The 22,981-nt window shown below is 40.0% G+C and carries 30 protein-coding genes and 1 pseudogene; 13 read left to right on the top strand and 18 right to left on the bottom strand.

Going from position 1 to position 22,981, the window contains the following annotated elements; genetic code table 11:
• Nucleotides 1–52 precede the first annotated feature (52 nt).
• From rpsQ to rpsJ, 11 genes are read right to left on the bottom strand one after another with little or no spacing between them, the layout of a single operon-like run.
• Nucleotides 53–310: a 30S ribosomal protein S17 gene (gene rpsQ / locus P20652_RS16655; protein WP_002957888.1), complete on the bottom strand. Its 258-nt coding sequence runs from the start codon at nucleotides 308–310 to the stop codon at nucleotides 53–55.
• Nucleotides 310–501 carry a 50S ribosomal protein L29 gene (gene rpmC, locus P20652_RS16660; protein WP_002957889.1) on the bottom strand — a complete coding sequence of 64 codons (192 nt, stop codon included), beginning with the start codon at nucleotides 499–501 and terminating at the stop codon, nucleotides 310–312. The genes rpsQ and rpmC overlap by 1 nt, the downstream gene beginning before the upstream one ends.
• The gene (rplP, locus tag P20652_RS16665) at nucleotides 501–914 is read right to left on the bottom strand and encodes a 50S ribosomal protein L16 (RefSeq protein WP_002957890.1); all 414 of its coding nucleotides are present in this window, start codon (nucleotides 912–914) and stop codon (nucleotides 501–503) included. The genes rpmC and rplP overlap by 1 nt, the downstream gene beginning before the upstream one ends.
• 12 nt (nucleotides 915–926) lie before the next feature.
• Nucleotides 927–1,628, bottom strand: coding sequence for a 30S ribosomal protein S3 (gene rpsC / locus P20652_RS16670; protein WP_002957891.1), 702 nt, complete (start codon nucleotides 1,626–1,628; stop codon nucleotides 927–929).
• Between the two features lie 11 nt (nucleotides 1,629–1,639).
• The gene (gene rplV / locus P20652_RS16675) at nucleotides 1,640–1,972 is read right to left on the bottom strand and encodes a 50S ribosomal protein L22 (RefSeq protein WP_002957892.1); all 333 of its coding nucleotides are present in this window, start codon (nucleotides 1,970–1,972) and stop codon (nucleotides 1,640–1,642) included.
• 13 nt (nucleotides 1,973–1,985) lie between these two features.
• Nucleotides 1,986–2,264 (bottom strand): 30S ribosomal protein S19, encoded by a 279-nt coding sequence (gene rpsS / locus P20652_RS17100; protein ID WP_004588689.1) that lies wholly within the window; start codon nucleotides 2,262–2,264, stop codon nucleotides 1,986–1,988.
• A gap of 15 nt (nucleotides 2,265–2,279) precedes the next feature.
• Nucleotides 2,280–3,104, bottom strand: a complete 825-nt coding sequence (rplB, locus tag P20652_RS16680; protein ID WP_002957895.1) for a 50S ribosomal protein L2 — start codon at nucleotides 3,102–3,104, stop codon at nucleotides 2,280–2,282.
• Between the two features lie 15 nt (nucleotides 3,105–3,119).
• Nucleotides 3,120–3,422, bottom strand: coding sequence for a 50S ribosomal protein L23 (rplW, locus tag P20652_RS16685; RefSeq protein WP_008165370.1), 303 nt, complete (start codon nucleotides 3,420–3,422; stop codon nucleotides 3,120–3,122).
• Complete coding sequence (rplD, locus tag P20652_RS16690) at nucleotides 3,419–4,024, bottom strand: 50S ribosomal protein L4 (RefSeq protein WP_002957897.1); 606 nt, start codon at nucleotides 4,022–4,024, stop codon at nucleotides 3,419–3,421. The genes rplW and rplD overlap by 4 nt, the downstream gene beginning before the upstream one ends.
• 17 nt (nucleotides 4,025–4,041) lie before the next feature.
• A complete protein-coding gene (rplC, locus tag P20652_RS16695) occupies nucleotides 4,042–4,677 on the bottom strand; it encodes a 50S ribosomal protein L3 (protein WP_002957898.1) in 636 nt (211 codons plus the stop codon).
• A gap of 27 nt (nucleotides 4,678–4,704) precedes the next feature.
• Nucleotides 4,705–5,016 (bottom strand): 30S ribosomal protein S10, encoded by a 312-nt coding sequence (rpsJ, locus tag P20652_RS16700; RefSeq protein WP_002957900.1) that lies wholly within the window; start codon nucleotides 5,014–5,016, stop codon nucleotides 4,705–4,707.
• A 418-nt stretch (nucleotides 5,017–5,434) separates the two neighbouring features.
• Between rpsJ and plsB the strand changes: the two genes are divergently transcribed.
• A complete protein-coding gene (plsB, locus tag P20652_RS16705; protein WP_008165367.1) occupies nucleotides 5,435–7,873 on the top strand; it encodes a glycerol-3-phosphate 1-O-acyltransferase PlsB in 2,439 nt (812 codons plus the stop codon).
• A 21-nt stretch (nucleotides 7,874–7,894) separates the two neighbouring features.
• Here plsB and tesB read toward each other — a convergent pair whose 3' ends face one another.
• Complete coding sequence (tesB, locus tag P20652_RS16710; RefSeq protein WP_008165365.1) at nucleotides 7,895–8,752, bottom strand: acyl-CoA thioesterase II; 858 nt, start codon at nucleotides 8,750–8,752, stop codon at nucleotides 7,895–7,897.
• A 77-nt stretch (nucleotides 8,753–8,829) separates the two neighbouring features.
• On the opposite strand from tesB, the gene P20652_RS16715 reads away from it, so the two are divergent.
• Nucleotides 8,830–9,288, top strand: coding sequence for an EVE domain-containing protein (locus tag P20652_RS16715; protein ID WP_008165362.1), 459 nt, complete (start codon nucleotides 8,830–8,832; stop codon nucleotides 9,286–9,288).
• A 440-nt stretch (nucleotides 9,289–9,728) separates the two neighbouring features.
• Here the strand turns inward: P20652_RS16715 and hemE are convergent, their stop codons facing one another.
• Nucleotides 9,729–10,793, bottom strand: coding sequence for a uroporphyrinogen decarboxylase (hemE, locus tag P20652_RS16720; protein WP_008165361.1), 1,065 nt, complete (start codon nucleotides 10,791–10,793; stop codon nucleotides 9,729–9,731).
• A 531-nt stretch (nucleotides 10,794–11,324) separates the two neighbouring features.
• Between hemE and P20652_RS16725 the strand changes: the two genes are divergently transcribed.
• Nucleotides 11,325–11,795, top strand: coding sequence for an Rsd/AlgQ family anti-sigma factor (locus tag P20652_RS16725; protein WP_008165360.1), 471 nt, complete (start codon nucleotides 11,325–11,327; stop codon nucleotides 11,793–11,795).
• 65 nt (nucleotides 11,796–11,860) lie between these two features.
• On the opposite strand, the gene fkpA is transcribed toward P20652_RS16725, so the two are convergent.
• Nucleotides 11,861–12,607 carry an FKBP-type peptidyl-prolyl cis-trans isomerase gene (fkpA, locus tag P20652_RS16730; RefSeq protein WP_008165357.1) on the bottom strand — a complete coding sequence of 249 codons (747 nt, stop codon included), beginning with the start codon at nucleotides 12,605–12,607 and terminating at the stop codon, nucleotides 11,861–11,863.
• A gap of 215 nt (nucleotides 12,608–12,822) precedes the next feature.
• Here fkpA and P20652_RS16735 point away from each other — a divergent pair, with 215 nt between their 5' ends.
• Together P20652_RS16735 and P20652_RS16740 are read left to right on the top strand one after the other, a co-directional pair.
• Nucleotides 12,823–13,821 (top strand): WD40 repeat domain-containing protein, encoded by a 999-nt coding sequence (locus P20652_RS16735; RefSeq protein ID WP_008165356.1) that lies wholly within the window; start codon nucleotides 12,823–12,825, stop codon nucleotides 13,819–13,821.
• Nucleotides 13,808–14,023: a SlyX family protein gene (locus P20652_RS16740; protein ID WP_004335946.1), complete on the top strand. Its 216-nt coding sequence runs from the start codon at nucleotides 13,808–13,810 to the stop codon at nucleotides 14,021–14,023. The genes P20652_RS16735 and P20652_RS16740 overlap by 14 nt, the downstream gene beginning before the upstream one ends.
• A 31-nt stretch (nucleotides 14,024–14,054) precedes the next feature.
• On the opposite strand, the gene P20652_RS17095 is transcribed toward P20652_RS16740, so the two are convergent.
• Nucleotides 14,055–14,258 (bottom strand): YheV family putative zinc ribbon protein, encoded by a 204-nt coding sequence (locus P20652_RS17095; protein WP_007378899.1) that lies wholly within the window; start codon nucleotides 14,256–14,258, stop codon nucleotides 14,055–14,057.
• A gap of 132 nt (nucleotides 14,259–14,390) precedes the next feature.
• Between P20652_RS17095 and P20652_RS16745 the strand changes: the two genes are divergently transcribed.
• The 4 genes and pseudogenes from P20652_RS16745 (at nucleotide 14,391) to P20652_RS16755 (ending at nucleotide 17,191) form a co-directional block, all read left to right on the top strand.
• Complete coding sequence (locus tag P20652_RS16745; protein WP_008165349.1) at nucleotides 14,391–16,313, top strand: ATP-binding cassette domain-containing protein; 1,923 nt, start codon at nucleotides 14,391–14,393, stop codon at nucleotides 16,311–16,313.
• Nucleotides 16,297–16,719, top strand: a complete 423-nt coding sequence (locus tag P20652_RS16750) for a TIGR02444 family protein (RefSeq protein WP_008165348.1) — start codon at nucleotides 16,297–16,299, stop codon at nucleotides 16,717–16,719. The genes P20652_RS16745 and P20652_RS16750 overlap by 17 nt, the downstream gene beginning before the upstream one ends.
• Before the next feature lie 169 nt (nucleotides 16,720–16,888).
• Nucleotides 16,889–16,948, top strand: a pseudogene (locus P20652_RS21390) (hypothetical protein); the annotation flags it as partial.
• A 9-nt stretch (nucleotides 16,949–16,957) separates the two neighbouring features.
• On the top strand, nucleotides 16,958–17,191 hold the full coding sequence (locus tag P20652_RS16755) for a replication initiation protein (RefSeq protein ID WP_008165346.1): 234 nt from the start codon (nucleotides 16,958–16,960) through the stop codon (nucleotides 17,189–17,191).
• A gap of 10 nt (nucleotides 17,192–17,201) precedes the next feature.
• On the opposite strand, the gene P20652_RS16760 is transcribed toward P20652_RS16755, so the two are convergent.
• A complete protein-coding gene (locus tag P20652_RS16760; protein WP_139048192.1) occupies nucleotides 17,202–17,666 on the bottom strand; it encodes a hypothetical protein in 465 nt (154 codons plus the stop codon).
• 22 nt (nucleotides 17,667–17,688) lie between these two features.
• Entirely contained in the window at nucleotides 17,689–18,024 is a 336-nt protein-coding gene (locus tag P20652_RS16765) for a hypothetical protein (protein ID WP_008165340.1), read from the bottom strand.
• Nucleotides 18,025–19,325: 1,301 nt separating this feature from the next.
• On the opposite strand from P20652_RS16765, the gene P20652_RS20450 reads away from it, so the two are divergent.
• The 4 genes from P20652_RS20450 (at nucleotide 19,326) to P20652_RS16780 (ending at nucleotide 22,074) form a co-directional block, all read left to right on the top strand.
• Complete coding sequence (locus P20652_RS20450) at nucleotides 19,326–19,472, top strand: hypothetical protein (RefSeq protein WP_008165338.1); 147 nt, start codon at nucleotides 19,326–19,328, stop codon at nucleotides 19,470–19,472.
• 97 nt (nucleotides 19,473–19,569) lie between these two features.
• A complete protein-coding gene (locus P20652_RS16770; RefSeq protein WP_008165335.1) occupies nucleotides 19,570–20,559 on the top strand; it encodes a hydrolase in 990 nt (329 codons plus the stop codon).
• Complete coding sequence (locus tag P20652_RS16775; protein WP_008165333.1) at nucleotides 20,559–20,813, top strand: YheU family protein; 255 nt, start codon at nucleotides 20,559–20,561, stop codon at nucleotides 20,811–20,813. Before P20652_RS16770 ends, P20652_RS16775 begins: the two co-directional genes overlap by 1 nt.
• 64 nt (nucleotides 20,814–20,877) lie before the next feature.
• Nucleotides 20,878–22,074, top strand: a complete 1,197-nt coding sequence (locus tag P20652_RS16780; protein ID WP_008165331.1) for a dipeptidase — start codon at nucleotides 20,878–20,880, stop codon at nucleotides 22,072–22,074.
• A gap of 234 nt (nucleotides 22,075–22,308) precedes the next feature.
• Here P20652_RS16780 and P20652_RS17090 read toward each other — a convergent pair.
• Nucleotides 22,309–22,981, bottom strand: a 673-nt coding sequence (locus P20652_RS17090; protein WP_033016860.1) for an EF-Tu/IF-2/RF-3 family GTPase, incomplete at its 5' end; no start/stop codon positions are given.

Below are 22,981 nucleotides of genomic sequence, written 5' to 3'. Positions count from 1 at the left end.
AAAGCCCCAGCTAATGCCGGGGCTTTTTTTCAAAACTAACTTAATTAAAAAATTAAGCTTGTTTTGGACTAGAAATAACGTCTACTAAAGTCCAAGATTTATTCTTAGAAATTGGTGCGCATTCACGGATAGTAACTACGTCACCCGCTTTTGCTGTGTTATTTTCGTCATGTACGTGTAACTTAGTCGTACGTTTAATGAATTTCCCATAAATTGGGTGCTTCACATAACGTGCGATAGCGATAGTGAAAGATTTTTCCATCTTGTCGCTGATTACACGGCCTTGAAGAGTACGAATTTTATCGCTCATTATTGACCTGCCTTCTGGTTAATAACTGTTTTTACACGCGCGATATCGCGGCGTACTGTTCTTAGCGTGTGTGTCTGAGCTAACTGACCAGTGCTAGCTTGCATGCGCATATTAAATTGCTCACGAAGTAGTCCTAGAAGTTCAGCATTAAGCTCTTCTACGCTTTTGTCTTTTAGTTCGCTAGCTTTCATCACATTACCGTCCGAGTTACGAAAGTTGTTTTGAATGGCAGTTTACGAGCAGCAAGGTCAAACGCTTCACGAGCAAGCTCTTCTGAAACACCTTCCATTTCGTAAAGTACTTTACCAGGCTGAATTTCAGCAACCCAATATTCAACAGAACCTTTACCTTTACCCATACGAACTTCAAGAGGTTTTTCTGTAATCGGTTTGTCAGGGAAGACACGAATCCAGATTTTACCTTGACGTTTCACGTGACGCGTCATAGCACGACGAGCTGCTTCGATTTGACGAGCAGTCATACGGCCACGGCCAGTTGCTTTCAATCCGAAAGTACCGAAGCTTACTTTGTTACCGTTTTGCGCTAGACCGCGGTTGCGGCCTTTGTGCATTTTACGGAATTTTGTACGTTTTGGCTGTAACATTACTCGCTACCTCTACTTAGCACTTTTCTTGGCTTTCTTTGGTGCGCGTTTAGCTGGCTTCTCTTGCTCTTGTACTAGTGGTAAACCACCAATAACTTCGCCTTTGAAGATCCAAACTTTAACACCAATGATACCATAAGTGGTTAAGGCTTCAGAAGTTGCGTAATCGATATCAGCACGAAGAGTATGTAGAGGTACACGACCTTCACGATACCATTCTGAACGTGCGATTTCAGCGCCGCCAAGACGACCGCTAACTTCAACTTTAATCCCTTTAGAACCGATGCGCATTGCATTTTGTACCGAACGCTTCATAGCGCGACGGAACATAACACGACGTTCTAGTTGAGAGGCAATGCCGTCTGCTACTAGTTGTGCATCTAGTTCTGGTTTACGTACTTCAGAAATATTTATCTGAGCAGGTACACCAGCGATTTTAGTTACCGCTTGACGTAATTTTTCTACGTCTTCGCCTTTTTTACCGATAACAACACCCGGACGAGCCGTATGAATTGTTACACGGATTGATTTTGCTGGACGCTCAATAACGATTTTAGACACAGAAGCCGTTTTCAATTCCTTAGTAAGGAATGTACGTACTTTGTGATCGCCAAAAAGCTGTGCAGAGAAATCTTTTGAACTCGCGTACCAGGTAGAAACCCAAGGTTTAGATATACCTAGGCGAATACCAGTAGGATGAACTTTTTGTCCCATTACTTATACTCCTAGCTATCTGAAACCATAACAGTGATATGGCTTGTACGCTTAAGGATGCGGTCTGCGCGTCCTTTAGCACGAGGCATAATACGTTTCATTGTTGGACCATCGTCCACAAAAATCGTTGTTATGCGTAGCTCATCAATGTCAGCACCTTCGTTATGCTCTGCGTTAGCAATAGCAGACTCAAGTACTTTCTTAACTAATACAGCCGCTTTCTTCGGGCTGTACGCCAGGATTTCTAGTGCGCGATCTACAGGTAACCCGCGGATCTGATCTGCAACTAGACGTGCTTTTTGCGCCGAACCAGAGGCGAATTTATGTTTAGCTAATGCTTGCATTTATCTTCCCCTCTTATCGTTTCTTCGCTTTCTTATCCGCAGCATGGCCACGGTAAGTGCGAGTTGGTGCAAATTCACCTAGTTTGTGACCGATCATTTCGTCAGAAACGAAAACTGGTACGTGCTGGCGACCATTATGGACAGCAATGGTCAATCCGATCATGTTAGGTATGATCATTGAACGACGGCTCCAAGTTTTAATTGGCTTTTTCTCACCGCTTTCCAAAGCTTTCTCTACCTTCTTCAGCAAGTGTAGGTCTATAAAAGGACCCTTCTTGAGAGAGCGTGGCATGGCTATTCCTCAATATTACTTAGTACGACGACGTACTATAAATTTATCCGTACGCTTGTTCTTACGCGTCTTCGCACCCTTAGTCGGTTTACCCCATGGAGACACAGGATGACGACCACCAGATGTACGACCTTCACCACCACCGTGTGGGTGATCTACCGGGTTCATGGCAACACCACGAACTGTCGGACGAATACCACGCCAGCGATTTGCACCTGCTTTACCAAGTGAACGAAGCATATGCTCAGCATTGCCTACTTCACCTAGAGTCGCACGACAATCAGATTCAACTTTACGAACTTCGCCTGAACGAAGACGTAATGTTACATACTGACCATCACGAGCAAGGATTTGAACGTATGCACCAGCAGAACGTGCGATTTGAGCACCTTTACCTGGTTTTAATTCTACGTTGTGAACAGTCGAACCTACAGGCATATTACGCATTGGTAATGCATTACCAGGTTTGATTGGTGCATCAACACCAGACTGGATTGCATCGCCAGCTTTTAAGCCTTTAGGTGCGATAATGTAACGACGCTCACCGTCTGCATATAATACAAGAGCGATGTTTGCGCTACGATTTGGATCGTATTCTAAACGTTCAACAGTGGCTGGAATGCCATCTTTAGTACGTTTAAAATCGATTAAACGGTAATGTTGCTTATGACCACCACCGATATGACGAACCGTAATACGACCATTGTTATTACGACCACCTGATTTAGAGTTTTTCTCTAAAAGTGGTGCGTATGGCTTACCCTTATGTAGATCAGAGTTAACCACTTTAACTAGGTGACGACGGCCCGCAGAAGTAGGCTTACACTTTTGAAGTGCCATAATTCTATCCCCTTATTACTCGGCGCCGCCGACAAAGTCTAGTTCACTACCTTCTTTAAGAGTAACGTAAGCTTTTTTCCAGTCGTTACGACGACCGAAACGTGCGCCAGTACGTTTTGTTTTACCCTTAACATTAAGTGTGCGAACACCCGTTACTTCTACTTCAAAAAGCTTCTCAACTGCTACTTTAACTTCAGCTTTAGTTGCGTCAGTTGCTACTTTAAAAACAATAGTATTGTTTTCTTCAGCTGCAATTGTGCTTTTTTCAGAGATATGTGGAGCAACGATCACTTTTAAAAGACGTTCTTCGCGAATCATGCTAGCGCCTCCTCAAGTTGCTTAACAGCAGCGGCTGTAATAAGTACCTTGTCGAAAGCAATTAAGCTTACAGGATCGATACCAGCTACATCACGCGTGTCAACCTTATAAAGGTTGCGTGCCGATAAGAATAGATTTTCATCTACTTCTTCAGTCACGATAAGAACATCTTTAAGCTCAAGTTCTTTAAGCTTAGCAACTAGTTCTTTAGTTTTTGGTGCTGCTAGAGCAAAACTTTCAACAACGATTAAACGCTCTTGACGAACTAATTCAGATAAGATGCTTTTAATCGCACCACGGTACATTTTACGGTTTACTTTTTGGCTGTGGTCTTGTGGTTTAGCTGCAAAGCTAACGCCACCTGAACGCCAAATTGGGCTACGGATTGTACCGGCACGTGCACGGCCAGTACCTTTTTGAGCCCATGGTTTTTTACCACCACCGCTTACTTCAGAACGTGTCTTCTGAGCACGAGTACCTTGACGAGCGCCTGCTGCGTATGCAACAACTACTTGGTGTACTAATGCTTCGTTAAACTCACGTCCAAAAGTAGCTTCAGAAACTTCAAGACCGCCAGAAGCGTCTTTAATTGCTAATTCCATCACTAAATCTCCAGGACTTATGCTTTAACAGCTGGTTTAACGATAACGTCACCGCCAATAGCTCCAGGTACTGCACCCTTAACTAAAAGCAAATTACGCTCAGCGTCAACGCGAACTAGTTCTAAGTTTTGAGTCGTTACACGCTCAGCACCCATATGACCGGCCATTTTCTTACCTTTAAACACCTTACCAGGTGATTGGTTTTGACCGATTGAACCAGGAGCACGGTGAGATAGAGAGTTACCATGTGTAGCGTCTTGCATGCTGAAATTCCAGCGCTTAACACCACCTTGGAAACCTTTACCTTTAGAAGTACCGGTTACGTCAACCTTGTTGATTTCGTTGAATAATTCAACAGTAAGCTCTGCGCCTACTTCAAAATCGCCTTCACCACCGTTAAGGCGGAATTCCCACAGACCGCGACCCGCTTCAACACCAGCTTTAGCGAAATGACCCGCTTTAGCTTTGTTTACACGACTTGCTTTTTTAGTGCCTGCGGTTACTTGAAGCGCGTTATAACCGTCTGTTGCGTCAGATTTGATCTGAGCAATGCGGTTAGGTGTCGCTTCAATAACTGTCACAGGGATAGATACACCATCTTCAGTGAAGATTCGTGTCATACCCACTTTACGACCGACTAGACCTAATGCCATTTTCCTAAAACCTCTCTAATCTTTCGATTAACCCAGGCTGATTTGAACATCAACACCAGCAGCAAGATCTAAACGCATAAGTGCGTCTACAGTCTTATCAGTTGGTTCTACGATGTCTATCAGACGTTTATGGGTGCGGATCTCGTACTGATCACGCGCATCTTTATTAACGTGCGGTGAAGTTAGTACAGTAAAACGTTCAAAGCGTGTTGGTAGTGGGATTGGACCACGTACTTGTGCGCCAGTGCGTTTCGCAGTTTCCACGATTTCTGCCGTTGATTGGTCAATCAAACGGTGGTCAAAAGCTTTTAGGCGAATACGAATGCGTTGATTTGACATTCTTAACCTCAATATAAAGAGCATTTAAAAGAGCATAAAAAAACGTCCGGAACAATCTTAAAACTTAAGATGCCGGCTGCTTAATTATATCTACGTTGAGTTCCATATCGGAACTCCTGTTTATTAGCTTGAAATCCAAGCTTAATTTATCCTTTCTAGTTCCCAGGGGAATTTTGAAAGCCTGCGTATTATAGAGGTATTGGTGATAAATGCAACAACTATTTAGAAACAATACAATAACTATAAATTTGATTAAATAAGCGCCCATATATGCTTACTAGCTATACTTGAACTAATGCCTCTACTGTTAGTCAATAAAACAAGTTAACACCTTAATTACGCAAACTAAGTGATTTTTAGATATTATGGTATCCTACTGCGCTAATTTTGCCCTTAATACTCTCAATATGGTGAGTCGATGCGTATTTTTAATTATTGTTTAAATGTTCTATCTGCTGGATTCAGCCGCTTATTTGTAAAAAGCAAAGTACTGCCAGAGAACCCTATTAAACAGTATGACCTAAATCCCAAGTACCCTACATTTTATATAGTGCGTCTAAATTCACGATTTGATTTAGCTGCCCTCGCACATGCATGTAAAAAAAATGGCTTACCGAGCCCAACTGATGAACAAGTGTTAGGCACTCAAAATTTAGAACGTTTTATCGGAATTAAAAACCCACCACCATTATTTGGTGATAAAGCAAAGCCAACCAATGCTTTAGATCAAGGTAAGCAAATTATTGAGTACTTAATACAAAGTGGGCAACAAAACGTACAAGTGGTTCCTGTAACTATTTTATGGGGTCGCGATCCTGGTAAAGAAAAGCCTGGACTACGCACTTTAATTACGCACTCTTTGACTCCTAGCTGGTTTAGAAAGTTTTTTGTGGTGCTGTTCTCAGGACGCGATAACTTTATTCGCTTTAGCCAACCGCTCGACCTATCGCTTTTAGTAAATGAAAAAGCAGATGTAAGTGAGTTACCGCATAAATTATTACGTGTAGCTCGTGTTCACTTTAAGCGCCAAAAACTCGCGGCTACTGGCCCTAAAATGCCATCGCGCGAGCAATTGTTTAATTCATTATTAGCATCACCGACCATAAAAAAAGCAATTCAAGATGAAGCTAACGCTAAAAATATTAGCCAAACTGAAGCGCGTCAAAATGCACTTAAGCTACTTGATGAAATAGCCGCTAATTACTCTGAAGCAATGATACGTGTCGCTGAGCGGTTTTTAACTTGGTTATGGAATAAGCTTTATAACGGTATTGATATTAAACACGCAGAGCAAATTCATGAACTAACTGATAAAGGACATGAAATAATTTATATGCCTTGTCATCGCAGCCATATGGATTACTTACTGCTTACTTACTCTATTTATCATTTAGGTTTAGTACCTCCGCATATAGCTGCTGGTATAAATCTTAACTTTTTCCCTGCCGGTGGCATATTTAGACGATCTGGTGCGTTTTTTATTCGTCGCTCATTTGCAGGTAATAAACTTTATTCTGCCATATTCAAAGAATATTTAAGCCAACTGTTTATTAAAGGTTACTCTGTTAAGTTTTACACGGAGGGCGGTCGAAGCCGAACTGGACGCTTACTCCCGCCTAAAACGGGTATGCTATCTATGACATTACAAGCAATGCTACGCGGAATAGACAGACCAATATCTATCGTTCCTGTGTACATTGGCTACGAGCACGTAATGGAAATTAACACCTACCTTAAAGAGCTTGATGGTAAAGATAAAAAAGGCGAATCTATATTTGGTATTTTTAAGGCAATCAAAAACCTTAAAAACTACGGTCGTGGTAATTTAAACTTTGGCGATCCAATCTCTATTAACCAATACTTAAACGATAACCAACCAAATTGGCGTGATTCAATACACCCAACTGACGTGCAAAAGCCACAATGGTTAGCACCACAAGTAACTAAACTTGCCGACCAAGTAATGGTTAAAATTAATAATGCAGCGGCGCTTAATGCGGTTAACTTACTCGCGATGATTTTACTGGTTAACGATAAACAAGCATTGAGTAAACCAAAGCTATTAGCACAGCTTGATTTTTATCTGCGCTTACAGCGCGATGCCAGCTACAGTAATAAAGTAACTACACCAGACGAAACACCAGAGCAATTACTAACGCATGCATTAAAGCTTAATAAGTTTGAAGTTATCAGTGATGAGTTTGGCGAAATTATTACGATTAGCGATAAAGAAAAAGTACTGTTTAATTACTACCGAAACAATATTTTGCACTTGTTTGCAGTACCAAGCTTAATTGCACTACATCTATTTAAACAACACAGCACAACTATTGCTCAATGCCAGCAACTTGTAAAAACGTTTTATCCGTTGTTTGCTAAAGAATGGTATTTACAGCCTCTTGATGAAAACTATATAACGCGTATTTTAGCTAATTTTGCCGATCAAAATTTAATTGAGTTTGATGGCGATAACATTCATATAACGAACAGTAATGACTGCTTAGCTAAGCTAGAAATGCTTGGACGAGCACTTAGCTTTACCCTGCAACGATACGCTATTGTAATCGGTTTTATTCAAACAAGTGATGGCATTGAAAAAGCAGAACTTGAGAGAGAAAGCCAAGTACTCGCACAGCGTTTAGGTACACTGCATGGTATTAAAACACCTGAATTTTTTGATAAAAAAGTACTTGTTAGCTTTATTGAAAACTTACGTGGCGAGTCGTTAATAACAGAAGGTGATAAGGGCTTAGTAGGTAGCACACAACTATGTGAAACCTACGCACACCTTAAAGCATTACTGCCAGCACGCGTATGGCAGTCAATCAGCGATATAGTTCAAGATCAGTGTAACTAGCAATGCATTTATAAAAGGGGGTTAGCGCTGACGCATAACCCCTTCTTGCATTGTTGAGGCAACCAAGTTGCCTTGGCGATCAAAAAACTGCCCGCGTACCAAACCACACCCATTACTCGCACTTGGACTATCAATTGAATATAAAATCCAATCATCCATTCTAAATGGACGATGAAACCACATTGCATGGTCAATAGTCGCTACTTGCATGTTTGGTTGCATAAACGATACACCGTGTGGCTGCAATGCAGTTGGCAAAAATTCAAAATCAGATGCATACGCTAATAAATAATTATGGATACGTTGATCGTCAGGCATTTCACCATTTGCCTTAAACCAAATATGTTTAACCGGCTCCATAACCTCTGGCTTAAATGGGTTATGAAATGTTACAGGTCGCATTTCAATTGGCATTTCACGCGTAAACTTATTACGGATAACCTCTGGAATATGTGAAGCGTTATCTTGATAAAACTCAAGCGATGAGCGAAGTTTTTCAGGTGCGGGGACATCAGGCATTGTCGCTTGATGTGACAAGCCATTTTCTTCACCCTGAAATGACGCAGTCATATAAAAGATAGGTTTACCATATTGAATCGCTTTTACTCGACGAGTGCTAAAGCTCTTTCCATCTCGAATAGTTTCCACATCATAAACAATGGGTTTAGCCGGATCGCCTGGCCGTAAAAAGTAAGAGTGTAATGAATGAACTATACGCCCTTCAGGTAATGTTTCTTTAGCAGCAGAAAGCGCCTGACCCATAACTTGCCCACCAAATACAGCACCAAAACCTAAATCTTGGCTTTGTCCTCGGTATAACCCTTGCTCAATTTCTTCAAGTGTTAATAGTGACAATAAATCATCTAATACTTGGCCCATTATTTCTTCCTCAATCCCCAGATAAGTTAATGATACTATAGACTGGAACTATGTAAATCTTTGTTAGGAATAGCACTATGCCATATTGGTTATTTAAAACCGAACCCGATGGATTTTCAATTGATGATTTAAAAAACGCACCAAACCAGACGACTCTCTGGGAAGGCGTACGTAATTACCAAGCCCGAAACTTTATGCGTGATGGCGTTAAAGTTGGTGATTCAGTGATGATTTACCATTCAAGCTGCAAAGATGTAGGCGTAGTGGGTATTGCTGTTGTGACACATGATGCCTACCCAGATCCAACTCAGTTTGATTTAAGCAGCGATTACTATGATGCCAAAGCCTGCAACGACAAACCACGCTGGGTAGTTGTTGAGGTTACTTACCAAAGCCATTTAAAGAAACGAGTTAATCTTAAGGCTATTAAAGCAAACGATAATATTACTGAAATCGCACTTAAAAAAGGTGGGCGATTATCAGTCATGCCCGTTACTAAAAATGACTGGGATGAAATAATAAAAATGGCAGAGTAAACTCAGCCCTTCTGTTTGAACTAATTGAATTTAATATTATATACGCTGACTTGTAGCTAGAGGATAAGTAACATTACTGTATTGAGTAAATAAATATAAATTCAAACAATTGGAAGAAGAAAATACCAATTCGCTTAGTTAAGTTATCCATTTTGAGATAAGAAAATGACGTAGATAATGAGCCAAAAATTTTATTACTTAGCTGTTCTAAATCTGCAAATTTTTAACGTAGTTAGTGCTGCGTTTAATCCCTTAAATTGATTAAGTATTATTAAGAATTAGTATAACTTGTAGCATTAAAAATCCGATATCAGAAGCCTGATATCGGATTTTTGCATTGGTTTAATATTATTCCACTAATCAACTAAATATTATTAACAGACCAGTGCTGTGTTGTGCTAATTGGTCGCGTTATGACTACTGCCCGAAAGCACTCATAATTATTTGTGATATTTAGCGCTTAACTCGTGTACGGCATTAATAAATACACCCGCATTTTCAGGATCTACATCTGGTGTAATGCCGTGGCCTAAGTTAAATACATGGCCATTGCCTGTACCAAAATCTTCTAAAATAGTACCAACTTCTTGGCGAATACGCTCTGGTGTACCGTGTAACATAGACGGGTCCATATTACCTTGTAAAGCCACTTTATCACCAACACGGCGCTTAGCGTCGCTAATGTTAATAGTCCAATCAAGACCTACTGCATCACAGCCTGTTGCTGCAATTGCTTCAATCCATTGACCGCCATTTTTAGTAAACAAAGTAACAGGGACTCTACGACCATCGTATTCGCGAATTAAACCATCAACAATTTTATGCATGTATTGCAGTGAAAATTCGTTGTAATCACGCGGGCTTAATACACCACCCCATGAGTCAAATACCATTAACGATTGCGCGCCAGCTTTAATTTGAGCATTTAAGTAGTCAATAACCGAGTCTGCTAGTTTATCTAGTAATAAATGCAATGTTTGCGGTTCTGCAAACGCCATTTTTTTGATTTTACCAAATACTTTGCTGCTACCGCCTTCAACCATATAAGTTGCTAGCGTCCAAGGAGAACCAGAAAAACCAATGAGTGGTACTTCGCCCTTAAGTTCACGGCGAATAGTACTTACTGCGTTCATTACGTAACCAAGCTCATCGGTAGGGTCTAATTTTGGGATTTTTTTAACATCCGCAAGTGATGAAATAGGACGTTCAAACTTAGGGCCTTCGCCAGTTTCAAAATACAGACCTAAACCCATAGCATCAGGAATGGTTAAAATGTCACTAAATAATATAGCTGCATCCAACGGGTAGCGGCGTAATGGCTGTAATGTTACTTCACACGCAAGCTCAGCATTGCGACACAGGCTCATAAAATCGCCCGCTTGTGCACGTGTAGCGCGGTATTCTGGTAAGTAGCGTCCTGCTTGGCGCATCATCCATACCGGAGTTACATCAACGGGTTGTTTTGCAAGTGCACGTAAATAACGGTCGTTTTTTAATTCGCTCATGGCGTAAATGATCCTAAGACTTTTATAAATTATGCAAGATTGTACCACCATATTCACCGCCCCTCTATTGCTTAAAGACGAAAACAGCTTTACCTTAAAATCGATCAATATAATTTAAGGTTTTAATACGTTTTGACTATAAAAAAAGCAATAAACGATAACATTTAAAACCTTTTGTTAATATGTTTGCAACATTACAAAAACCTTGTTATTGTTTGTCCCGCGTTAATAAAAACAACAATAAAAATCTTATAATAATAAAAATAAATGCTTTAAAATAATAACTATAAAAATCATCTCAAAAAAATAAGAAAGCTTGTCATAACAAGTCACTGAAAGAAATTAAACCACCTTAATCGGTGGTTTTTTCTTACCTACAACAAAACTTCCTCTATTTAATTAATCTAAAAAGATGCAACTTCCAAGAGGGGCACTTTACTTGTTGATATACTCACGAATAAAATATATCTTGATGCATAGAAACCGATAATATTTTATTTAAAAAAGACCAACCCAGCTAGGAGAACAGTTATGCTGACGCGTGTAGAAAAAGCTCAACAAAAATGGGGTGGTAGCCACACAGTAATTGATAAATGGCTAAACGAACGCCAAGAACTTATTGTACTTTATTGCAAAATTGCAGGTTTTACACCGTACGATAAAAAAGACCAAGCGTTGCCAGAGCCAAAGCTAATTGAATCTTTCTGCCAACTTTTAATGGACTACTTATCTGCAGGCCACTTTGAAGTTTATGATGATATAGCAAAAGCATGTGAGAAAAAGGGCTTACAAAGTCAAGAACTTGCAAACTCTATCTATCCACGTATTTCAAGCACAACAGATGTGGCACTTGATTTTAACGACAAATACGCCGAAGTAGACAAAGAGGATTTATTAGTAGGGTTTGACAATGACCTTTCTGTGATTGGTGAGGCATTAGAAGTGCGCTTTGAGCTTGAAGATGAACTTATTGATAACCTGTTTTCTAATCACAAAAATTAGTACATGTAAGTAACGTATTAAAAAAGGGACCTAAGGTCCCTTTTTGCATTTACACACTAAGCTTATTATTGTGCTGGTGCTTCTTCATTTTGAATTTCAAGTAATTCAACCTCAAATACAAGTGTTGAATTAGCTGGAATCTTACCTAAGTCACGATCGCCGTAAGCAAGTTCTGAAGGAATAGTGAACTTGTACTTAGAACCCACTGACATAAGTTGTAAACCTTCAGTCCAACCCGCAATTACGCGGTTAAGAGGGAAAGTTGTCGGTTCGTTACGTGCATATGAGCTATCAAACTCAGTACCGTCTAATAAAGTCCCTTTGTAGTGCACTTTAACTACATCAGTTGCTACTGGCTTTTCGCCATCGCCTTCGCTAAGTACTTCATACTGCAGGCCAGACTCAGTTACTGTAACGCCTTCTTTTTTAGCGTTGTCAGCTAGGTATTTAACACCCGCTTCTTTGCTTTTTTCAGACTCTACTTTTGCTTTTTCTTCTTGCTTAGTACGTACTGATGTATCTAGTGCAGTTAATACTTCGCGAATTTTTTCTTCGTCAATTTTTGCATTACCAGCAAGTGCATCTTCAAAACCACGAATTAAAAGTGCTTGGTCTAGTTCAATACCAATTTCTGTTTTGTCTGCTAGGTCTTTATTTAAAAAGTTACCTACAGATGCACCAATACCGTATGCTTGTTGCTGTTCTACAGTGTCTAATTTAATTTCAGCTTGTTCTTTTTTTGCTTCTTGATTACAAGCTGTAAGCGCTAAAACTGACGCTGCAATCAATGACAATCTAATCGTCTTTTTCATTTTAAATCTCCGACACACTTTGCAGTTGTCATTTTAATGTATTATTACTAGTTAAAGATTAACGGCCCACATGATAGGCTGCTTGTTTAATGACTAAATTCCACATTGTTAGCTAAACTAAAAACATATCCAGTGATTAGACAAACAACCTAGGCATTTAACGCGTCCTAGTCTAACCTCTCAGTCACTAAGAGTTAAGGGGAAATACCTGTAATATGTCGATATTTCGTACTTTTTTAATCGTATTTAGCTGTTTTTTAGCCATCGCCTGTACCGATAAAAAACAACACGCTGTAGCAAGTTACGAACATGCTGCGCAAGGTGCGTTTTCATCTACACTTTCAAACGATGGTAAATACAGTTTGATCTCCTCTATCAACCATGGGGTCGCCCTGTGGGATAATCAACAGCAGGTACTAAAATACCAATGGTTTCAGCAGCAAGATCAAGACAGTTTGGTATACGCCGTTGCTATTGCTTTTGATAACAGCGTGGCTGTTACCGCCGAAAAAACCACGTTTGCTGTATGGGATATAGCCACAGGCAAAAATAAAGGTTATTACAAAATACAAAAAGCCAGTATTCGTGATATTGCCATTAGCGATCAAGGCCGTAGTGTTTTATACGGCCGTAGCGACGGCGTTGTCGTATTTGTAAACCTAGAAACCGGGCGTCGTATTGAGTTTTTAGGTCATCAAGATAAAGTTAACACCGTTGACCTATCACCTAACGGACGCTTTGCCTTAAGTGGCTCTAACGATTATGTTGCTTACTTTTGGGATACACGTACAGGGCAAGTAATTCATCGTTTTAATCACCCAACGCGTGTTACCCAAGTAACGCTCGATCCACAAGGTCGCTATGCGTTTACGGCCGATAGTATGGCACAAGCAAATGTATGGAAGCTGACTACAGGTGATCTTGTGAGTAAACTGAAGTATATTGCGCGTCAGAAAATTTTTACTGCTGTGCGTTTTAACGAACAAGGCACTTTGCTTGCAACCGGCTCGCCAAATAAGCGCGTAGATTTGTGGCAAATACCAAGCGGTGAAAAAATTCAAACTTGGCAGGTTACCCCGCGCGAAGGCAGTAAGCCTAAATCAGCGGTGGTGCTAGATGTGACATTTACAGATAACGGTAAGTCGTTGTTAACCGAAAGCTCCAGCGGTATCGCAGAGCGATTTATTATACGAGAGAATAATGAACACAATTGAACATCGCTTAATGGAACTTGAAGCCAAAGTGGCTTTTCAAGATGAAACGATTGAAGTTTTAAATGATGAAATAAAAGTGCACCAGCAACTTTTAGCAAAAATGAAACGCCAAACTGAGCTGCTAGCAGAAAAAATCAAAGAATCGCAGTCATCATCGTCTATGATGTCTGAAGTACCTGAGCCGCCTCCACCGCATTACTAAGCCGGTAATAATTAGGTAATAAAAAACCGGGTTAGTCGCCCGGTTTAAATACACCAATTACTTGTTCAAATTGGCGAGTAGACGCCTGAACAGCGTTATCGGGTTGCGCCATTTTATGGCCACACTCAACACACTCTACTTTTTCAACATCATGTTCTCTGTATAGCATCATAGTATCCATGGCTTTGCAGTCAGGGCACGATGCACCAGCAATAAATCGCTTCTTTTGTCTCACAACATTTTTCCTGTGGTTTGAACTGCCGCTATTTTATCGTATAACTTCACTTGTTGATACGCTTGATAAGCGCATTAAGTTCTATGCTATGATAGCGCCAACTTAACAAGGGCACAGTAAAGTAACGCATTCATGATCCAAATATCAGAAATAGAACTACTTCGTGGCGGTAAAGCCTTATTAAAAAACGCATCAGCTACATTATTTCCAGAACATAAAGTAGGCCTTGTTGGCGCTAATGGCTGTGGAAAATCAACGTTATTTGGTTTACTAAAATCAGAACTGCAACTAGATGCCGGTAACTGCAGCATTCCAAAAGATTGGTCTATTGCCTCTGTTAAGCAAGAGACACCTGCACTTGAAATAAGCGCGATTGATTATGTACTTCAAGGCCACCCAGAATACTACGCAATGCGTATAGCACTGCGTGAGGCCGAGAAAAACAACGATGGCGACACACAAGCCAAAGTACATATTCAGCTTGAAAACATTAAAGGCTATAGCATTGAATCAACCGCAGGTGAGCTATTACACGGCTTAGGCTTTGCCAATAACCTGATAGAAAACCCTGTAAGCTCGTTCTCTGGTGGTTGGCGTATGCGTTTAAACCTTGCCCAAGCATTAATACGCGACGCCGATTTACTACTTCTCGATGAGCCAACAAACCACCTTGATTTAGATGCCGTTTATTGGCTTGAACGCTTTTTACGTGCTTACACAGGCACCCTTGTACTTATATCGCATGACCGTGAGTTTTTAGATGCGGTGGTTGATCAAATTTGGCATGTAGATAAGCAACTTATTAACGTGTACAAAGGTAACTACTCGCAGTTTGAGCGCCAAAAAGCTGAGCGCTTACTACAACAACAAGCAATGTTTGATAAGCAACAAGATCAAATTGCGCACCTTGAGCAGTTTATAACGCGCTTTAAAGCAAAAGCCAGTAAAGCCAAACAAGCACAAAGCCGTGTAAAAGCGCTTGAACGCATGGAAAAACTAGCGCCAGCACATGCCGACTCGCCGTTTAACTTTGAGTTTGCAGAGCCAAAAGCATTGCCAAACCCACTAATGACAATAGATAAAGCAAAAGCGGGTTATGGTGACGTCACCATTTTAAATAATATAGAGCTAAACCTTGTACCAGGTAGCCGAATTGCTTTATTAGGTCGAAATGGCGCGGGTAAATCAACGCTAATTAAACTGCTTTCTGGTGATTTAGAGCCGCAAGCTGGTGAAGTTGTTCAGCATCACGGATTAAATATTGGTTACTTTGCGCAGCATCAACTTGAATCTCTTGATTTAAAAGCCAGTGCAATAATGCACTTGCAACGCCTCGACCCAAAAGCCACTGAGCAATCACTACGTGACTTTTTAGGTGGCTTTGCCTTCATTGGTGATAAAGCCCTTGAGCCCGTAGCCCCATTTTCGGGCGGCGAAAAAGCACGTTTAGTACTTGCCATGTTGGTATACCAAAAGCCAAACTTATTACTACTCGATGAGCCTACAAACCACCTTGATTTAGAAATGCGCCATGCACTTGTTATGGCACTACAAGGCTTTGAAGGCGCCATGGTTACTGTATCGCACGACCGCCATATGCTTAAAAATACCGCCGATGAGTTTTACCTAGTCGATGATGGCAAAGTAACCCAGTTTGGTTACGACTTAGATGCGTATTACCAGTGGTTACTCAATGCCAATAAAGAAGCGGTTAAAGCGCAGCAAAGCGACGAGCCTAAAGCAAATCCAGGTGTTAACCGTAAAGAGCAAAAACGCTTAGAGGCTGAGTTTAGAAAAGCCACTCAGCCACTTAAAAAGCAAATTGAAAAGCTTGAAAAGCAACTCGATAAATTCACCGCTGAATTAAGTGAAGTGGAAGTGACCTTAGGTGATAACGAACTCTACAACGACGATAACAAAGCCAAACTTAAAGAGTTATTAGCCAAGCAAGCAACGCTTACGCCTAAACTTAACGACGTTGAAGAAGAGCTACTTATGGCACTTGAAGAAATGGAAGAAAAAGAGCAGGCATTCGCCGATGAACTTGCTCAATAGCGACCATTTTTGGCAGTTTGCGTGCACCTTGTACGCAAAGCCTGAGCAACAAACAACCTTGCTGGCACTACAAAACCAGCAAGGAAAAAACGTCAATTTATGCTTATTACTGCTTTATTTAGACTCATTAAATTTAAGTATTAATACCCAGCAGCTAAATGAGTTAACGCAAGTAGTTAGTGAGTTTGATACTCACGTATTACAACCCCTGCGCGCCGCACGCAGCTATTTAAAAACTAACCAGAATACAATAAGTGATTACGCCACAATACGCGCAGAATTACTAAGCACTGAGCTAAAGCTTGAAAAACAACAGCAACATATATTGATTGAAGCAGTAAATGAGTTTGAAATGTTGGAAGTGATAAAGTCTAATAATATTAAGCTGTATGTTAGATTAGTATGACTTAAAGCCGCGCTGCGCTTTAGAAAAGTACATAGCTAATGCTCGGCTAACTTATCTTTTTTCTCTTTGTGCAAAAGGCTTATAAGTGAGCTGTTTCAAAGAGAGGCGCTGTCGTTATTACATGGACAGATGAATCCCTTAAGTATATCCGTAGTTTAAAAATAGATTTACGACATATAAACTGAGGCATTCAGCTGAGTTACAATCATCTCACTCAATACGCTTGTATAAGCTACTCATGAAATTTAGTATCTATGGCGAACGTGTTATCTATCTTGATGATTTCAAGTCTGCGCTAGAGATTTTTGATAGGCATCCAACGTTTGAAGTGTTAAATAGTCGAGCTATCAGGGCATCAGTTGATAAATTAAACCAGAGAAGTAATTTAGCAATCAGTTATAAAACAATAAAAAGAGGTCGCTCACTCGCAACCCTCTCATTAAAATTTAAAAAAACGCTCAATTTAAAATGAATATTTAATTTTATAAATCAAAATTTTCCATTGTCTCCATCAGGTTAAATGGTCTGTTTAGCTTTTCTAAATTTGAAAACTGCTCGCGTACACCTTCAGGTAAAATAAAATAATCAGCCTTAGTTCGTTCGTAGGATAGAGGTATAGCCATAATTAACTGATTATACTTATCAAGTATTAGCTTATCGCTATTTTCTAAAGCCTGCAATTTTGCAGAAAGTACTGTGAATTGCTCCAATTCATCATGCGTGCATAAATCTTGAACCTTTGCATAATGATAAGATAAAACAGCACTAATCACGTTCCAATCATCAGAAATATGCTTTACGTCATCAGGGGTTATAACTTCTTCAGTTTTTTGGCACTTTTCAAGCTTAAGCTCATACGCTTTCATTGAGTTATGATATTGAACAGTCAGATAGTCTTTAAGGGTTTGCTCAGACGTATCCGCATATGTAAAAAATGATGTAAACACAGAAAAAAACAAATTAAATAGTTCATTTTGCAGCCACGCAACCGTTATATACGGCTTTCCAAAATTGTCTTTCTTTACCTGTTTTAGCTCGAATTGCTTGAAGACCTGATATCGTTTTTATTGTTTTCCTAGCAATACTAGGGGAATCTCGTAATGCCTTATTAAAAGAATTAAAATCAGTTTGAGTAAGGTTATAATGACTTTTTATCATACCATTACCGGCAAAAATATTTGCAAAGGTACCAACTACAATAGCAGAGCTAAGCCATTGATTAACATCCTTTATTCTTCTTATTTCCTTTACTGCCAATTTTCCACGTTCAGAAAACTCCAATTCACTGATATCTGGACATATCATATTCAACTCCTTGTTATTTATTTCCATTAAAAGTAAAAGCTATCATAGAATTGCTTGAAACTGTCAATTTAAATCCCCTCATTTCGACTTTTCATTGTACTAAGGCGTGTTATACATAGCTCTTAATGAGTTAACCGTGATTTTTCATCCTGTCAGTGCGAAATAACACTGCATTTCATGATTTATTTTTTCTCGACACTCAAACAGGAAGCTCTAAATTATTTTCTTAAGCTAACCATTTTTCGAGGGCCTCTTTTTTGTCTGCAGGGGCGTAATTCTCCTCCTCTTTAAACTGGCATAGAATTGATGTGTTTTTTACCCTCTAAATCCACATTAATAGCATCGCATAATTGCGTGATATCATCTTTTTTCGTTGCCATTTCCCGCTACCTTTCACACCTGACTTAAGAGGGGTACGAGCCACAGTTTTAGCGGAGCTTTCAAAAATTATTTAGAGAGTCCACATATATTAATCTATGTTCACATTTTTTCGCAACGAGTTACCGATGAATTTTGTTATTTTTCGAACACAAAAGTTAAAATCCAAGGACGCTATTCGCCTGCCAACGTCACACGCTTTTCGTAAGCAAGACACACCCAACGCAGACCCCAAATTAATGTAAGCAAAGACCAGGATAATTGTTTTATGATTCGTTTGCTTAGCTTAAAGAAAAACACAGAGCTGAAAACGTGGTGTATGTAGGTACTTATCTGGATAAAAAAACACCGCGTATGTACGTCTATGTCGTGCCCATTGACCCCAAGGAAAATTAAACACACTACACTTTTTGGAAGGCGCTAAAGCACTGAGCCCTATGCAAACCGATTTTGCGCACATGACTTTAGGTGCGGCATAGAGGGCTGCAAGGTCACCCATCAGCGTATTAAATCGTTTCACGGGTAGATAAATTACTCACGGAAAGAGTAAGAGATGCTGTGCTTTTAGAGGGAAATAAAAACTAAATTACTGTCTGCTATAAATATAGACTCTTAGAAGCGGTTTTGCGTCTTTCCTCATTTGCTTCTCACGCTTTTCCCTTTGGGTAAAAAGATCTTTAGACCAATTGATCATATAGAGCTTAGAAGCCAACACTTTTAGAGTAATTGAAAAGCATAATTGCTAGGTGTTCATTATTTAGCGTAGACAGCTCTTCGGTAATAACTTATTAGCCTTTAAAGCATGATCTAAATCAACTTAGCTTCGCTCCTATATCTGCTTGTGTAAATAACTTGATCTCGATCACATCAATCGCTCCTAAGTCGGCCTATGATTAACCCATCAACAACGAGGGGAACAACTCATGAACGTATTTTTTAGAGACTTTTTTACAGATCCTGTTTTATTTATGTCATTTGGATTTTTAACTATTGTTGTTTCTCTGTGTATCTTTTTTGCTTTTTTCTTTTTGAAAAAAATACACGATGCAGAAGTTCCTGAACAAAATTAAGCACGACGCACAAAGCGCCTAATTCGTTACTAATTAGGCGCTTTTTATTCTTTTTGGTACACTAGCGATTCGTTTTTGCAAAGTGTGTAGTACAAACATGATCCATAAGTTTAAACCCGCATGGTGGATGACAAACCGTCACGTTCAAACCATAATGCCGCGTTTTTTCCGCCCATTTCACCACACTCGCTACGAACTTGAGCAACTTGATACGCCCGATGGCGATTTTATTGAGCTTGCCTGGTCACTTCCGCATAACGAAACTGCACCTCTTGCTATAGTCCTTCATGGCCTTGAAGGTAATATAAATAGTTTTTACGCTAAAGGCATGATGAAGGCATTAAAAAAGCAAGGTTATGCAGTTGTGCTTATGCACTTTAGAAATTGCTCAACCGAAGTAAATCGCTTGCCTCGCGCATATCATAGTGGTGATACCGCCGACTTAGCTTTTTTTATTAATCATCTAAAGCAACAATATCCAAATAGACCTATGGTTGCCGTTGGCTTTTCTCTTGGCGGTAACGTACTTGCTAAATACTTAGGTGAACAAGCACAAGCATGCCCTTTAAACGCCGCTGCGGTGGTATCTGCTCCTTATGACTTATCGTCATCAAGCGATGTAATTCGTAAAAGCCTAGGTAAAATTTATCAAAAGTATTTGCTCGATCGCATGAAAAAGTCGATGCAACGTAAGTTGCCACAAATTAAGCAGCAAATATCTATCACTACCGATCAATTAATGAACATTGACGACCTATTAGAGTTTGATAACCATATAACTGCTCCTTTGCATGGCTTTGAAAACGCTCACGATTACTATCGTCAAGCCAGTGCGATGCCATATTTAAAGCATATTGCTGTGCCTACATTAATTATTCACGCAAAAGATGACCCAATGCTTTCTATTAAAGCGGTGCCTAGTAGGCAAGATGTGAGCGAGCATGTTACGCTGCGCATCTCAGAAAAAGGCGGTCACGTTGGTTTCATTAGTGGAAAAAATCCGTTTAAGCCTATTTTTTGGCTAGAGAAAGCCGTACCCAGTTACTTTGGGGAACATGTTTTAAATAAAGCGAGTAAAAAGCAGTAATGATCATCCCTTTTGAACAACTCGATAAAGATACGCTATACAACTTAATAGAAAGCTATGTTCTACGTGAAGGCACTGACTACGGTGAAGTAGAAGCAAGCATCGAATCTAAAGTAAGCCAAGTAAAGCTGCAGCTTAAAAATGGCGAAGCGATGGTGTTTTTCTCAGAATTACACGAGTCTGTAACTATAATTTCAAAAGGCGAATTTAAAGCGCTACAAAGTGAAGAGCATCAAGCACAGTCGTTTGATTAAGGCGTAGTACTTGTAACTTTTGAATTGAACGTACACAATGGCTTTTTACCCAAAGAGCCAAAACATGATAAAACTCAGCACTCTAGTGGTAGCCATATCACTAGCTTTAACTAGCCAAGCCCAAGCAGAACAAACAATAACAGCATCTGACAAGGCAATTAAACTCGCTAAAGACACCATTTTAATCGACACCCACATTGATGTTCCTTACCGTATTCACGATACGTGGGCTGATGTAACTAAAGCGACAACTGATGGCGATTTTGACTACCCTCGCGCAGTAAAAGGCGGCTTAAATGCCCCGTTTATGTCGATTTATATTCCTGCGCATTTGGAATTTGAAGGTAAAGGAAAAAGCTACCAATTAGCTAATCAACTTATTGATAGTATGGAAGCCATAGCCCAGCGCGCACCCGATAAGTTTGCTATAGCAAGCTCAACTAAAGATATAGAAGAGCAATTTAAACAAGGTAAGCTTTCTATAGCGATGGGTATGGAAAACGGCTCTCCAATTGAAGGCGATATGAAAAACCTTCAGCACTTTTACGACCGTGGTATTCGCTACATCACGCTAGCGCACTCGCAAAGCAACCATATTTCGGATTCGTCTTACGATATACGCCGTAAATGGAAAGGCTTAAGCCCATTTGGTAAAGAACTAGTCACTGCAATGAATAATATGGGTATGCTAATCGACGTATCGCATATCTCTGATGATGCGTTTTATCAGGTTATGGATATATCTAAAACACCCGTAATTGCCTCACATTCATCACTTCGTAAATACACGCCTGGCTTTGAGCGTAATATGAATGACGATATGCTATTGGCACTTAAAGAAAATGGCGGCGTTATTCAAATTAACTTTGGCTCAAGCTTTGTTACCGCTAAAGCAGGTAGTTGGGGCAAGCAATTAAAAAGCACAAAAGAGTCTGCTAAAAAAGAAGGCACTAAGTTAAGCAACGATTTTGATGCTGCGTACCGTGCTAAAAACCCATATCCGTTTGCAAGCCTTGCACAAGTACTTGACCATATTGATCACGTTGTAGAGTTGATTGGCATAGATTATGTTGGTATTGGTTCTGATTACGATGGCGTTGGCGATTCACTACCAATTGGCTTGAAGGATGTATCTAGTTATCCAAACTTAGTACAAGGCCTAATGGATAGAGGCTACAGCGATACAGATATTAAAAAAATCCTAAGTGGCAATACACTAAGAGCATGGAAGCAAGCTGAAGCATATGCGAAAAAACACTAAGCTGTAAAAGTTCTCAATTGTCTGATCTGTCAAAGAGTTTAATTAATAGCACGGCTTAAAGTCGTGCTTTTTTATACTTTAATTATATATAAATTACTTAAACTTAAAGCCAAACGTAACCCTCTAAATTTAACACCGAGCTACTACAAGCTGAAAACTAAACACTTTTCTTTAGGCATTAAAAAACCCGAGACTAAGCTCGGGTTTTTTGGTAAAAATTAGCTAGGCTAATAATTACGCTACGATAGTTGCTACAACACCAGCACCTACAGTACGACCACCTTCACGGATAGCAAAACGAAGACCTTCATCCATCGCGATTGGCGCGATTAGCGTTACTGTCATCTTGATGTTATCACCAGGCATTACCATTTCTACGCCATCTGGTAACTGTACGTCACCCGTTACGTCAGTTGTACGGAAGTAGAACTGTGGACGGTAACCTTTGAAGAATGGAGTATGACGACCACCTTCATCTTTCGAAAGTACGTATACTTCTGAAGTGAATGTAGTATGTGGGTTGATTGAACCAGGCTTAGCTAGTACTTGACCACGTTCAACGTCTTCACGCTTAGTACCACGTAGAAGTGCGCCGATGTTTTCGCCAGCACGACCTTCGTCTAGAAGCTTACGGAACATTTCAACACCAGTACAAGTAGAACGAGTTGTATCATTGATACCAACAATTTCTACTTCGTCATTGATGCGGATGATACCAGCTTCAACACGACCAGTTACAACTGTACCACGACCCTGGATTGAGAAAACGTCTTCGATAGGCATGATGAAAGGCTTATCGATGTCACGCTCTGGCTCTGGGATGTAAGTATCAAGTGCGTTTGCAAGCTCAACAATCTTATCTTCCCACTCTTTCTCGCCTTCTAACGCTTTAAGCGCAGAACCCGCG

Source organism: Pseudoalteromonas sp. BSi20652 (assembly GCF_000239855.1).
In the GTDB taxonomy this organism is placed as follows: Bacteria; Pseudomonadota; Gammaproteobacteria; order Enterobacterales; family Alteromonadaceae; genus Pseudoalteromonas.
This window is presented reverse-complemented; position numbering and strand designations above follow the sequence as displayed.

Coding starts and splice junctions, on each gene's coding strand:
- rplD (WP_002957897.1), bottom strand. CDS start 4,024: ATGGAATTAGCAATTAAAGACGCTTCTGGCGGTCTTGAAGTTTCTGAA.
- hemE (WP_008165361.1), bottom strand. CDS start 10,793: ATGAGCGAATTAAAAAACGACCGTTATTTACGTGCACTTGCAAAACAA.
- P20652_RS16755 (WP_008165346.1), top strand. CDS start 16,958: ATGAAATTTAGTATCTATGGCGAACGTGTTATCTATCTTGATGATTTC.
- rpsQ (WP_002957888.1), bottom strand. CDS start 310: ATGAGCGATAAAATTCGTACTCTTCAAGGCCGTGTAATCAGCGACAAG.
- P20652_RS16715 (WP_008165362.1), top strand. CDS start 8,830: ATGCCATATTGGTTATTTAAAACCGAACCCGATGGATTTTCAATTGAT.
- P20652_RS16735 (WP_008165356.1), top strand. CDS start 12,823: ATGTCGATATTTCGTACTTTTTTAATCGTATTTAGCTGTTTTTTAGCC.
- rpsS (WP_004588689.1), bottom strand. CDS start 2,264: ATGCCACGCTCTCTCAAGAAGGGTCCTTTTATAGACCTACACTTGCTG.
- P20652_RS16775 (WP_008165333.1), top strand. CDS start 20,559: ATGATCATCCCTTTTGAACAACTCGATAAAGATACGCTATACAACTTA.
- rpmC (WP_002957889.1), bottom strand. CDS start 501: ATGAAAGCTAGCGAACTAAAAGACAAAAGCGTAGAAGAGCTTAATGCT.
- rpsC (WP_002957891.1), bottom strand. CDS start 1,628: ATGGGACAAAAAGTTCATCCTACTGGTATTCGCCTAGGTATATCTAAA.
- plsB (WP_008165367.1), top strand. CDS start 5,435: ATGCGTATTTTTAATTATTGTTTAAATGTTCTATCTGCTGGATTCAGC.
- P20652_RS16745 (WP_008165349.1), top strand. CDS start 14,391: ATGATCCAAATATCAGAAATAGAACTACTTCGTGGCGGTAAAGCCTTA.
- P20652_RS20450 (WP_008165338.1), top strand. CDS start 19,326: ATGAACGTATTTTTTAGAGACTTTTTTACAGATCCTGTTTTATTTATG.
- P20652_RS16770 (WP_008165335.1), top strand. CDS start 19,570: ATGATCCATAAGTTTAAACCCGCATGGTGGATGACAAACCGTCACGTT.
- P20652_RS16780 (WP_008165331.1), top strand. CDS start 20,878: ATGATAAAACTCAGCACTCTAGTGGTAGCCATATCACTAGCTTTAACT.
- fkpA (WP_008165357.1), bottom strand. CDS start 12,607: ATGAAAAAGACGATTAGATTGTCATTGATTGCAGCGTCAGTTTTAGCG.
- rpsJ (WP_002957900.1), bottom strand. CDS start 5,016: ATGTCAAATCAACGCATTCGTATTCGCCTAAAAGCTTTTGACCACCGT.
- rplB (WP_002957895.1), bottom strand. CDS start 3,104: ATGGCACTTCAAAAGTGTAAGCCTACTTCTGCGGGCCGTCGTCACCTA.
- P20652_RS16765 (WP_008165340.1), bottom strand. CDS start 18,024: ATGATATGTCCAGATATCAGTGAATTGGAGTTTTCTGAACGTGGAAAA.
- P20652_RS16750 (WP_008165348.1), top strand. CDS start 16,297: ATGAACTTGCTCAATAGCGACCATTTTTGGCAGTTTGCGTGCACCTTG.
- tesB (WP_008165365.1), bottom strand. CDS start 8,752: ATGGGCCAAGTATTAGATGATTTATTGTCACTATTAACACTTGAAGAA.
- rplW (WP_008165370.1), bottom strand. CDS start 3,422: ATGATTCGCGAAGAACGTCTTTTAAAAGTGATCGTTGCTCCACATATC.
- rplV (WP_002957892.1), bottom strand. CDS start 1,972: ATGCAAGCATTAGCTAAACATAAATTCGCCTCTGGTTCGGCGCAAAAA.
- P20652_RS16740 (WP_004335946.1), top strand. CDS start 13,808: ATGAACACAATTGAACATCGCTTAATGGAACTTGAAGCCAAAGTGGCT.
- rplC (WP_002957898.1), bottom strand. CDS start 4,677: ATGGCATTAGGTCTAGTCGGTCGTAAAGTGGGTATGACACGAATCTTC.
- P20652_RS16725 (WP_008165360.1), top strand. CDS start 11,325: ATGCTGACGCGTGTAGAAAAAGCTCAACAAAAATGGGGTGGTAGCCAC.
- rplP (WP_002957890.1), bottom strand. CDS start 914: ATGTTACAGCCAAAACGTACAAAATTCCGTAAAATGCACAAAGGCCGC.